General features: G+C 46.7%; 9 protein-coding genes. 8 read left to right on the forward strand and 1 reads right to left on the reverse strand.

From position 1 onward, the window contains the following. Positions 1-23: 23 nt before the first annotated feature. From ALFI_RS07225 to ALFI_RS07255, 8 genes are all read left to right on the forward strand, one after another. On the forward strand, positions 24-1,244 hold the full coding sequence (locus ALFI_RS07225; RefSeq protein ID WP_011966713.1) for a site-specific integrase: 1,221 nt from the start codon (positions 24-26) through the stop codon (positions 1,242-1,244). Between the two features lie 12 nt (positions 1,245-1,256). Next, positions 1,257-1,640, forward strand: coding sequence for a hypothetical protein (locus ALFI_RS07230; protein ID WP_014775337.1), 384 nt, complete (start codon positions 1,257-1,259; stop codon positions 1,638-1,640). 277 nt (positions 1,641-1,917) lie between these two features. Then, on the forward strand, positions 1,918-3,159 hold the full coding sequence (locus ALFI_RS07235) for a primase-helicase family protein (RefSeq protein WP_014775338.1): 1,242 nt from the start codon (positions 1,918-1,920) through the stop codon (positions 3,157-3,159). A gap of 251 nt (positions 3,160-3,410) precedes the next feature. Then, complete coding sequence (locus ALFI_RS07240; protein ID WP_014775340.1) at positions 3,411-4,382, forward strand: toprim domain-containing protein; 972 nt, start codon at positions 3,411-3,413, stop codon at positions 4,380-4,382. A 266-nt stretch (positions 4,383-4,648) separates the two neighbouring features. After that, positions 4,649-5,956 (forward strand): MobV family relaxase, encoded by a 1,308-nt coding sequence (mobV, locus tag ALFI_RS07245; RefSeq protein ID WP_014775341.1) that lies wholly within the window; start codon positions 4,649-4,651, stop codon positions 5,954-5,956. Positions 5,957-6,270: 314 nt separating this feature from the next. Continuing rightward, on the forward strand, positions 6,271-6,768 hold the full coding sequence (locus tag ALFI_RS16535) for a hypothetical protein (RefSeq protein WP_005941195.1): 498 nt from the start codon (positions 6,271-6,273) through the stop codon (positions 6,766-6,768). Between the two features lie 19 nt (positions 6,769-6,787). After that, complete coding sequence (locus tag ALFI_RS07250) at positions 6,788-7,447, forward strand: hypothetical protein (protein ID WP_005941197.1); 660 nt, start codon at positions 6,788-6,790, stop codon at positions 7,445-7,447. 66 nt (positions 7,448-7,513) lie between these two features. Then, a complete protein-coding gene (locus ALFI_RS07255; protein ID WP_014775343.1) occupies positions 7,514-10,129 on the forward strand; it encodes a UvrD-helicase domain-containing protein in 2,616 nt (871 codons plus the stop codon). A gap of 313 nt (positions 10,130-10,442) precedes the next feature. Here the strand turns inward: ALFI_RS07255 and ALFI_RS07260 are convergent, their stop codons facing one another. Further along, positions 10,443-12,770 (reverse strand): patatin-like phospholipase family protein, encoded by a 2,328-nt coding sequence (locus ALFI_RS07260; protein ID WP_014775344.1) that lies wholly within the window; start codon positions 12,768-12,770, stop codon positions 10,443-10,445. Positions 12,771-12,790: the final 20 nt, after the last annotated feature.

Here is a 12,790-nt window from a genome sequence, read left to right on the forward strand (position 1 = left end):
ACTTTGCAAACAAAAAAACGAGTATGGCAAGAAGTACATTCAAAGTGCTGTTCTACGTGAACGGCAGCAAGGAGAAAGACGGTATTGTCCCCATCATGGGACGAGTGACAATCAACGGTACTGTGGCGCAGTTCAGTTGCAAGCAGACCATCCCGAAAACCCTTTGGGATGCGAAAGGCAACCGAGCCAAAGGCAAGAGCGCCGAAGCACGGAACATCAATCTGGCATTGGACAACATCAAGGCGCAAATCATCAAGCACTATCAGCGCATATCCGACCGAGAGGCATACGTAACGGCTGAAATGGTGCGCAATGCCTACCAAGGGGTAGGAAGCGAGTATGAGACACTGATAAAGGCTTTTGACAAGGATTGCGCCAACTTCCTGAAACGTGTCGGCAAAGACCGCAGCATCGGCACATACAAGGTCATGGTAAGGGCAAGGAACTATGTCGCAGCCTTTATCAAGTCATTCTACAGACGGACGGATATGTCCATGCTGGAACTTACACCCGACTTCATCAAGGAGTTTGCGGCTTATCTTACGGCTGAACGGGGACTGAAAAACGCCACCATCTGGCTGAACTGCATGTGGCTGAAAGGCGTGGTCATGCGTGCGCACTATAACGGACTGATACCGAGAAATCCGTTTGCGCAGTTCCATATCAGCCCGAATGTTAAGGAACGGGAATATCTGACAGAGGACGAAATCAAAAGAATCATGGCGCACGAGTTTGACAACCCCACCCTCGCATTGGTGCGAGACCTGTTCATTTTCGCCTGCTTCACCGCCTTGTCTTTCGTGGATATGAAAGAACTCACAACGGATGAAATAGTGGAGGTGAACGGTGAGAAATGGATATTGTCGAAACGGCACAAGACAAATGTCCCGTTCCAAGTGAAGCTGCTGGATATTCCCTTGCAGATAATCGAACGGTACAAGTATCTGTCGGAAGACAAGCTGGTTTTCGGAAAAATCAACTATTGGACGATGTGCAAACAGCTGAAAAAGGTAATGGCGGAATGCGGAATAGAGAAGCAAATCTCCTACCATTGTGCACGTCATACGTTTGGGACACTGGCTCTTAGCAAGGGGATGCCCATTGAAAGCGTGAGCCGTGTTTTGGGACACACGAACATTGTCACGACTCAAATCTATGCGAAGATAACCACACAGAAACTTGACAATGACCTGACGATGTTCGGCAACAAGCTGAACGCATCGTTCGGAAGTGTAACCCCATAACCAAGCATAGCCATGAAACGAAGCATCATCACAACGGACGGCAACGGCAACATCACCTTGCCGACCGATATAGGCGCAACCGCCATGAACGAATGGGAACTTTGCGACCTGTTCGGAGTAACCGCCCCGACATTCCGTGCTGGGGTAAAGGCTCTTTGCAAGAACGGAGTTTTAAGGGAATACGGAACAAGGCGAAACATACGGGTATCCGATAATTGCTGTATGGAGGTTTACAACCTTGAAGCGATAGTTGCCCTCGCTTTCCATATCGGCACATTCGGAGCGGAAAGGGTACGCAATGCCGTTCTTGAAAGACTGTACCTGCGAAAAGAGAAAACAAGCATCTTCTTCTCGCTGAATACCAACAGTATATCCAAATCCGAATACTTCTCGTAGCTGAATGCCTGACATAATTCACTCGGTAAGTCAGTAATTCATTAAGTCAGTACGACAGAACGACAGACGCTCTGGTTTTTTCTCCCGAAAAGCGTAATCCGACATTCGCTTTTCGGGAGTTTTTCCGTTTGCACAACCCGTTTCCTGTCCCAAACCATTGAAAGTTTTTGTTTCGGGGGCTATTTGTCACCATTCTGCCGTGTTTTGCATAACAACCTATCCGATAATTGATTATATTTTTGCAGCTGGTAATTTTCAAACTTAAAACCATTTGATTATGTCAGCTATCGAACAACAGGACAGCCACAGACCGCCATCGGATGGCGGCATGGCAAAGGAAGAATTTATCCGTGTCGGGACAACGCTCTACAAGATTGTGGAGCAACCGAGACTGAACGGAGGGTATGTGAAGAAACGCATCGCATGGAACAACGAGACCCTGCGACAGGATTACGGCAAGGATTACATCGGCAGCGTTCCCAAGTATGACGGCTTCTGCACCGTACCCGAACACATCGGCTACCGTTCCGTGGTCGGCAAGTTCCTTAACCTTTACGAACCGATAGACCACCGACCGCAGGAGGGCGATTTATCGCATATCCAATCTTTGGTACGGCACATCTTCGGGGAACAATACGAGTTGGGGATGGACTATCCGCAACTGCTCTACCTGCAACCGATTCAGAAGTTGCCTATCCTGCTGTTGGTGTCGGAAGAACGCAACACGGGCAAAAGCACCTTCCTGAACTTTCTGAAAGCCCTTTTTCAGAACAATGTGACTTTCAACACCAACGAGGATTTCCGCAGCCAGTTCAATTCCGACTGGGCTGGCAAGTTGCTTATCGTGGTGGATGAGGTGCTTCTCAACCGCAGGGAGGACAGCGAGCGGTTGAAGAACCTCAGCACCACACTTTCCTATAAGGTGGAAGCCAAAGGCAAAGACCGTGACGAGATTGCGTTCTTCGCCAAATTCGTGCTGTGTTCCAACAACGAGTACCTGCCCGTAATCATAGACGCAGGGGAAACACGCTATTGGGTGCGCAAGATAGACCGCTTGCAGTCCGATGATACCGACTTCCTGCAAAAGCTGAAAGCGGAGATACCCGCCTTTCTCCATTTCCTGCAACACAGAAAACTGTTCACCGAAAAGGAAAGCCGGATGTGGTTCAACCCCACATTGCTGCATACAGAAGCCTTGCAGAAGATTATCCGCAGCAACCGTAACCGGTTGGAGATAGAGATGCACGAACTTGTCCTTGACATCATGGACAGTGTCGGCACGGATACATTCTCTTTCTGTTACAGCGACATTCTTCTTTTGCTGGTACACTCACAGGTAAAGGTGGAGAAACACCAAGTCCGAAAAGTGTTGCAGGAATGTTGGAAACTGACCCCTGCGCCAAACGGACTGACTTATACCACCTACCAGTTCAACTGCAATCGGGAGTGTCGGTATGAGCCGATAAGGAGAGTGGGACGCTTCTACACCGTCACAAGGGAGCAACTTGAATCCCTGTAATATTATCATTTTTCTGTTGAATTGTTGAATATGGGTATAAATACACTGACAATAAACGATATACATTCTCAACAAAATCTCAACAAGCCAAAAGAGAAGTTGAGAGACCACCGACACCCGTTTGTTGATTTCTCTTTTGGCGAGTGGTTTGTTGAGAAGATGTTGAGAGGTTACGAGGCTGTATATAAATATATTACATTGACAATTCATCAAATCAACAAATTTTCATCAACTTCAAAACCGTATGTAATATGACAATCCAAGATGTAAAGCAAATCAAACTGGCAGACTATCTGCAAAGTCTGGGCTATACGCCTGTAAAGCAACAAGGCAAGAACCTGTGGTATAAATCACCGCTACGGGAAGAAACGGACGCATCGTTCAAGGTAAACACCGAGCTTGAAAAATGGTACGACTTCGGCATCGGCAAAGGCGGAAACATCCTCGCATTGGCAGCGGAACTCTACCGTTCGGAAGATGTAGCCTATCTGCTGAAACGCATAGGGGAGCGGACAGCATACATCCGCCCTGCATCGTTCTCTTTTGGCAGACAGCATTCCGACAATCAGCCTTATCAGGGATTAAGGGTTGGTGAGTTGTCCTCTCCTGCTCTTATAGCCTATCTGCAAGAAAGGGGAATAAACATCGGACTTGCCAAAAGAGAATGCAGGGAGCTTCGGTTTATGAATGCCGACAAACCCTATTTTGCCATCGGCTTTCCGAACATGGCAGGAGGATATGAAGTGCGCAACAGATACTTCAAGGGATGTGTCGCCCCGAAAGACATCACCCATATCCGACAGCAGGACGGACAACGATGTATGTGTTACCTGTTCGAGGGGTTCATGGATTACCTCTCATTCCTTACCATCCGAGTAAGAAACAATCCGCAATACCCACGATTGGACACGCAGGACTATGTCATACTGAACTCCGTTTCCAATCTTGCGAAAGCGGAAAGCATATTGGAGACCTACACCCGAATCGGCTGTTTCCTTGATAACGACACGGCTGGACGGAGCACCTGCAAGAAGCTGAAAGAGAAGTTCGGGGAACGGCTGCTTGATAAGTCGCTGTACTATCGTGATTATAAGGACTTGAACGACTACCTGTGCGGTAAGCCCTTGTCCCAATCGGCAGAGCCGATAAAGGAGAAAAAGCAAGTCCAATCCGAAAGACGGATGATGCAGCCACCGAAAAAGAAAGGGGGATTTCATCTGTAATATGCACGTCCGCTCTCCCAAGGTATTTAGACAGAAATACCATAGCTTAATAGAGCGTTTTCTTCACGCATTACTCCGTAACGCTAAAAACACCCTATCGAGCCAAAGGGAAATCCCTTTGGAAACCCTGTGCAAACGAGAGCAGAAGCCAAACTCGTTTGGATTATGCCGAGTGCAGCAATGGTTCATTTGCATAATAAACCCTGTGAGCCGATGTCACAGGCAGAGAGAAGAGACATAACGATAACCGCAAAAATAGAAATAATATGGGATATTTTTCATTGGACATAAAGAAAGCAAAGGGTACATCGGACACCACGCAGTCCGACCATATAGAGAGAAAGATAATACCTAAAAACGCCGACCCGACAAGAACGCATCTGAACAGGGTGCTTGTCGAATACCCCAATGGCGTTCACGGCAGGGATGAAGCGATTGCCCACAGGCTGAACACGGCAGGCATCAGACGGAAAATCACACACGACCAAGTCCGTGTCGTTCGGGTGGTTTTGTCGGGTACGCACGAGGACATGATGAACATACAGGAAAAAGGAGAACTCGATGAATGGTGCAGCGACAGCATCCAATGGCTGCAAGCCACATTCGGCAAAGACAATGTGGTTGCCGCACATCTACACATGGACGAGAAGACTCCGCACATCCACGCAGCCGTTGTTCCCATCGTGACGGGTGAAAGGCGCAAAGCCAAGAAAGAACAGGCTGATGGCAAGCGCAAGTACCGCAAGAAAACAAATTCCGTCCGTTTGTGTGCCGATGACCTGTTCAACCGCCAGACCCTGGTCGCCTACCACGACAATTACGCAAGGGTGATGGCGAAATACGGATTGCAGCGTGGGGTACGGGGTTCGGAAGCACGGCACACCACCACCATGCAGTATTATAGGGACTTGAAAAAGAAGAATGAAGTCCTCGAAACTGAAACCAGACTGTTGCAGGAGAAGAAAGCCAAGGCGCAGGAGGAACTGAAGCAGGTGAAAGCGGAAATCCGTACCGACAAGCTCAAAAGCGCAGCCACCGATACGGCAACCGCCCTTGCAAGCAGTGTGGGCTCTCTTTTCGGAAGTGGAAAGATGAAATCGTTGGAACGCAGGAACGAGGACTTGCAAGACCGCATCCTTGAACTTGAAGACGAAGCCCGACAACGGGAACGGCAACAAGCCAAGCAGATACAGGAGATAAGAAACGCTTACGAGCAACAGCACCGCAAGCTGTCGGAGTTTGCGGATTTTGTCAGACGCTACTTTCCGTATGTGGAGAAGCTGATGCCCGTGATAAGTTTCCTGCGTGAACGTTTGGGCTTTAATGACGGGATAATCAGAAGACTGTGCGAGTTCAAGGAGGTCGGGATAAAAGGCGAACTCTATTCTTCCGAATTTAACCGAAGTTTTGATACCCGACATTCCGTCTGCTCCATCAAACAGGATGAAAACGGTAAATTCGATTTCAAGATAGACGGGGTTTCACACGTGAGCTGGTTCAGAAAGAAGATGAATGAGTTCAGAGAAGCTATCGGAATACCGAAGCCAAGACAGAATAGAAGTATGAAACTGTAAATCAAAAAAATCCGTGATAGTAGAATGGTATATCACGGATTTTTCATACTTTTGTATTGGATTGAGGCAACTCTTTCCAAGACATACGAAAAAAAGAAGAAGCGTTATGCTTATCTTGTACTTGAAAACGTAGGAAATTTTCAATTAGATGCAAGGATAGCATAGTGGTTCTCACGCATATAGCGTGGGCTGCTATTGTTACATCTGCATCTATGGTTTCCTACGACCTTCAAGTAAAGAATGTGGCATACAGTTCCACGCTTCTTTAATAGGTTAAATTCCTTTGGGAACTGGAGATTAAAAAAATGTAGTGTATGAGCGTAATAAAAAAATGGTTATTAGCTATTTGTGCCATTATATTAATGAATGGATGTGCACCACTTCGAATGCCTGTAATAGTGAGGAATGCTCCTATTGAAATGTATAAATACGCATACATTTCCCCAACAAAGGAATTGACATCAAGCACAGGAGGTACATATGGTGGGCAATACGGTATCTATGGTTCTTCAACCACCAAAAGTGTTAATCCAAGTGATGTAATAGCAGGAATACTAATAAAAGAAGGATATATCATATTACCCGAACTTAAACCCGAATTATCTAATGAAACTCTAATCGTCAATTATGGTGAGAGTGGCAGGCGTAATAGAGGTTTAGGTTACACAATAGAAGTAACTATACAGTTTAGCTCTGCAAAAACTAATGAAATGATATGTTCTTGTACAGCAGAAGGACAAGGCGAAACAGAAGCTGATGATATCCGTCAAGCCATTAGAAGAGCCTTAACAAGTTTATTCCCTGAGAAATAACCCAATAATACGACAGATTATGAAAAAGTTTTTAGTATTATCCGCTTTAGTTATAACTTCTTGTACACTCTCTAACGAGGAAAAAGCTGAGAAATTGGTTAAAGAGACGCTTAAAGACTATCTCTATCACCCTGATTCTTATGAGCCAATATCAACAAGAGTTGATAGTATGTTTATTGATGTAACTACTATCGAGCCTATTATGAAAATTAGCGATGAAATCAAGAATTTGATATCTAAAATAAATCGCTGTGAGAGAAAAATTGAATCAGCAGAATCTTCTATGGATATTTTTGCCCCCAATGGTTATTCTTCTCAATACTCTCGTGGAGAGTATTCACGAGCAAAAAAAGAAAAGGAAGAAGCCAAATCTGATTTGAACAAATACACCAAGAAACTTTCAGAACAACTTGCTTTTCTAAAAGAAAATGTCGCTAAATATCACAAAGGAGAATTTACAGGTTGGGCAGTAAGCCATAGATTTAGGAGTCTTAATGGAGCAGGCTCAATGACCATTCCGGGAGAAATGATTTTCTTTTGCGATGAAGAATTTACAACTTGTGGGGGTTATGAAACAGATAAGTTTGAGGACTTCGTAAAAATTTTAAACGCAGTAGATGAAGCAACTTCGGATGAAGATGTAATAGATTATTTTAAAGAAAATAATTTTTTGCTATAAATTCCGTATTTCCGTAGTACGCTAATTTTTATGCAAAGCAAATATTATCAACTGCTTTTTTTTAATATGCAATGGGCGTTTATTTTGGTTATTTGTATAATTGCTATTTCGGTTATTGTAATAGCGATGGTACGAACACGCCTAAAAAACAAATCCAAAGAGCTTGCAGAAAAGCTAAACCATATATCTGCATATAGCGAGAAATCAAATTATGAGCAAGCAAGAGAGAGATTATCGGCTCTTAATGAGAGGGCGTTTATAGATATTCCCTCAGACTTGAATAATGGCTTTTCTGGCAGGGTAATCTCCGCAACGCAAGAAAAAAATTTCATCAATCATTATAAGGTACATTTCCAAGAGGCATATTCACTTCTGAAGAAACTTGAAGCCTTTAACATCACTCCATCAGAAACCATATCCAAATTCATTAACGACTTTGGAAGAATCAACAAACTTGTAAAACAACATAATGATGGTGTTATAACCTTTCTACTTGACACGCACAGGGACTTTTTCGACCATTGCCTAAAATACCCATTAGACAAGCAACAAAGACGCTCAATAGTTTCAGAAGAGGATAATTGTTTAGTAGTCAGCAGTGCAGGTAGTGGTAAAACCTCTTCAATTGTCGGTAAGGTTAAATATCTCACCGAAATCAAGGGTATCGCACCTGAAAGAATTTTACTTATCAGTTATACCAACAAAGCAGCAGCCGAACTAACCGAAAGAATGGCGACCAATGGATTGAAAGGTTACACATTCCATAAGTTAGCCATTGATATTATAGGCAAAACAACAGGCACAAAACCATCGATTTGCGACAATACAGATTCATTGTTTGTTAATATATATCACAAATTGTTAGATAAATCGTCTTTCAAAAAAAGTATAGTGGAATACTTTGTTGATTACCAAACGAATGAAGCCGATTGGGAACAACGCAAGAATGAAAGACGAGAGCAATTATCAGAGCAAAAGAATGTGCAGCTAAAGGCGATGTTCCCCGATATGGACGGCAGAGCCATATATGTGAGAAGTGAACAAGAACAAAAAATATGCTTTGCTTTGTCCTCGCTGGGAGTGAAATTCAGATATGAAGAACCATACGAACATCAATTAGCAGATGAGATGCACTCACAATATCGTCCCGACTTCTCAATATATTTTAAGCAAGGAGGAGTAACCAAACGCATCTATCTTGAACATTTCGGAGTTGATGAACACGGGCTTGTTCCTGCTTGGTTCGCAAAAGACAAGGGTATAACCTACGAAGAAGCCAATCAGAAATACAATGATGGTATAACTTGGAAAAAAGCGGCTCACGAGAAATTTGGTACACAACTTTTAGTGACATCAAGTGCAGATTTCCATTATTCTGATATTAGGGATAAACTCCGTAAACTATTAGCTGAAGCAGGTGTACCAATTCAAGAAAAGACCGATGAGGAGTTATACGATTTAGTACTACCCAAAGGTAGCAAGCAGGAAAAGGCGTTTATACGACTTGTTGTTACTTTCGTTACATTGGTAAAATCAAGTTGTAAATCAGTTAAAGAGGTTTTGAAACAAGCCAAAAATGCAGATGATGAACGAAGTGTGTTTATCATCAAGAATATATTTCAACCTGTATATGAACACTACATAAATGCGTTAAGCGATAGTGACCAAATTGATTTTACCGATGCTATTCTTCAAGCCACTGAGATATGTCGTACTTCACACCCTGTTGAATATGATTATATCATAGTGGATGAGTTTCAAGATATTTCTGTTGACCGTTACAACTTCTTGAAAGTATTGCGAGAGGGTAATCCTCCTGCAAAGTTGTATTGTGTGGGTGATGATTGGCAGTCTATTTATCGTTTTTCGGGAAGTGATATGGCTCTATTCAATCAATTCCCCGAATATTTTGGAGCAACGGAGATAAACAAGATTGAAACTACATACAGGTTTGGAGAGCCTTTGGTTTCTTTATCGTCGAACTTTATACAACGCAATAAAGCCCAAATACAAAAGAATATCCATTCGTTCAGCTCAGAAATGAGAACCGAGTTGGAATTCTATGCTTATGATAGACGAGATTACTGCAATACGATAGGGCAACTTGTGGCTTCTATTCCATCGGATAAATCAATATTCCTATTGGGGCGTTACTCTTTTGATGATTACTACCTCTCTTTTATGTACCAATCAATTAAAGAGGGTAATAGATTCTACTATGTGATAGGAGGACGAAAAATAGAGTTTTTAACCGTACATAAGTCAAAAGGTCTTGAAGCGAATTATGTAATACTCTTACAATGCAATAAAGATACATACGGTTTCCCATCACAGGTGAGTGACGACCCTGTGCTTAACTATGTGCTCACTAAGAGCGACCAATTCCCATACGGAGAAGAAAGAAGATTATTCTATGTTGCAATAACAAGGGCTAAGATAAAAACGCTTGTATTATACGATAAGCGTTTCCCGTCTGTATTTGTGGATGAATTCTTGCACCCCGAAAAGGTGTCAGAAGAAAGCTATGTAAAGCACCCTAACGCCAATAAAAGATGGACAAGAAGAGCAGACCAATTTTTATTGAAACTGCACAATGAAGGTAAGAGTGTCAAATATATTGCAAACAAAATGGGTAGAAGTCAAACTTCGATTGTAATGCGATTAAACAAACTAAACAAATAGTCGAACTTTTTCTTTGATGTACCTTGTGTGCATCGGACTATTCTATTATTTTTGTACACAGAAACGAGTTACTTGAAAGCAATTCAAGGTAGAACGCAGCAGATTGTACCGTTGCCAAGTCGTTACCTCAAAAACGGGTAATTATCCCAAAGTCCTTTGTATAAGGTACTAACAGAAGTTTTCCAGAATTACATAAATATTTTAGAAATCTGTTATTCCGATAACAGAAAAAATGATGCGGAACCGGGTCCGGAAGGCCGGAAATCCTTCCGCCGGCGCTTCGCCGGCAGGGGCCGCTCCACCCCGCGGGCCGTCAATAGAAGGTTCCCTTCGGGGCGAAGATCGCATAGCCGAAGTTGAACGTCAGGTACATGTTCTTCCAGTTACGCAGGTCGTATTTCGTGAGCGCGAGACTCACCGGACCGATCGGGGTGTGATAGACCAGCGACGCCTCGGCGATATAGTGCCAGCGTTCGTCCGCGGTCGTGCTCAGCGATCCGGGCACATAGTCGCGTTTGGCGCGGAACATCGTATAGAAACCCGTGCGGAAGAAGAAGTTGGGCATCAGGTCGAAGGTCGGCATCACGCCGCCCGCGACGAAACGCTTGCCCCGGAAGTCGGGCATGTAGATCATCTGCGCATGCGAAACCGGCGTATAGGCAGGCATCGACATCAGCGTCGCGCCTCCCGTGGTGAATTCGGGATGGTTGGTAATCACGCCGTCGACGTTGACGCCCAGCGAGAACCACCCCGTGCCGGGCATGTCGAAATACTTGTCCCACGTGAAACGCGCCCCGACCCACCGGCGGGTGGTCCGCGACAGGAACCGGTCGGCATTGAAAGGCTCGTACTTGTCGCGGCCCGTCACGAAAATGCCCGAAAGCCGCATGTCGGAGCCTTTGCGCGGATAGAGGAACTTGTCGAGGGTGTTGCGGGCCAGCTCGGCCTTGAGACCGAAGAACGAATAGCGCGAATGGTCGGTGTCGTCGGCGAAAAGCACGTCGGAATCGTATCTGTAATTGATGTGTCCGCCGTTGGCGCGGAGCAGGAAGACCCCGCGGTGGGCGAGGGGCATGCCGGCGGCCACCGAGAAGAAGCTCTCGCTGTTCTTGACCTGCTGGGTGTTGTCGATCTTGGTGAGGTTGCCGAAGGCGCCGTGCCGGAAGTTGCGCACCGCGAAATTATAGGAGTAGTCGAGGAACACCGGCTTCCACATGTAGAAATCCGTACGTCCGCCGATCGCGCCCCACGTATAGATCGGCCCCAGATAGAGATCGGCGCCCAGCTGCTGGCCCACGCGGCCGATCGTCTCGTAGTTGACGCCGATATAGGCTTGGTTGAAGGCCGTGGAGGAGATGTTGCCGCCGATGGTCAGTTTGAAGTTTGGCTTGGTGTGGAACTGCGCGGCGAACGAATAGCTCCCCCGGAGCGAGTCGTAGCGCACATGCGGGAAATCCATCGTGAAATCGCCGCCGGCGAGCACCGCATACAAGTTGTCGCGCAGCTCTTCGAATCCCATCGGGCGCTGGCGTCCGGGCGTGCGCCGGTCCACCTTCACGAAGTCGCGGATGTAAGACTCCGGCGCTTCGGCCAGCCCCTCCAGCTTATAGTCGCTGAACCACAGCGGCGGCCATTTGGCACGGAACTCCTCGCGTCGCTCGGCGTAACGTTCGGGCGACCAGCGTTCGGAAACGCGTTCCAGTATCTGCGGCATGGCCGCCGTCGCATCGGCATAGCCGGCGTCCATGATCGCCACGGCGCTGTTGAAATCGAGCATGTTGACATCCACGGCGCGGCGCACCGTCACGCTGCGCCCTTTGGGCAGGTCGTAGTCGGTGTCGTGCATCGCCAGCATGAAAGCCTGATCGAGGATGCTGCTGTTTTCGCTCGGCGGGGCGTTTCCCGCGGTGCAGATACTGCCCACGATCAGATCGGGGCGGAATCCCACGTCGAGGGGCCGCCACGGAAAGTTATCGTAGATGCCACCGTCGTAGAGCAGCATCGAATCCTTCTTCATCGGTTTGAAAACCAGCGGAATGGACATCGACGAACGCACCGCTTCGCTCAGGTCGCCGTTGCGCATCACCACGGGTTCGCGGGCGTTCATGTCGCTCGAAACGCACAGGAAAGGCACCATCAGGCGGTCGAAATCGCCCTCGGCGGCTGCCGTCGCCGGCGCGAAAAGCTCCGTCAGCGCCATGTCGATCGGCGTCGAGGAGAGCAGGTTCGTCACCCGGAACCGCTTGCCGGCGCCTCCCACGTTCATACGCACGCTCAGAAACGCCGGATTGTGCCCGATCTGCCGGTAATAGGGAGTATAGCGGGGGTCGATGCGCCCCGAAACCCAGTCCTTGACCACGCCCGACGCAACGATCTCGCGCATCTCGGCGGGCGAATAGCCCGCGGCGTACATCGCGGCGATGATCGAACCCATCGAGGTTCCGGCCACGTAGTCGATCGGCACGCCGTTCTCTTCGAGCGCTTCCAAAACGCCGATATGGTAAAGCCCCTTTGCGCCGCCGCCGCTCATCACGACGCCCACCGTACGGGGCCGCGCAGCCGGAGTCTCCGGATTCTGCGCCCCGGCAGCCCCTGCGCCCAGCAGCAGCACCGAGATAAATGAGAGGGTTTTACGCAACATATCTCAATTTTTTTATAACT

The sequence above is a fragment of the Alistipes finegoldii DSM 17242 genome, assembly GCF_000265365.1.
GTDB lineage: Bacteria > Bacteroidota > Bacteroidia > Bacteroidales > Rikenellaceae > Alistipes > Alistipes finegoldii.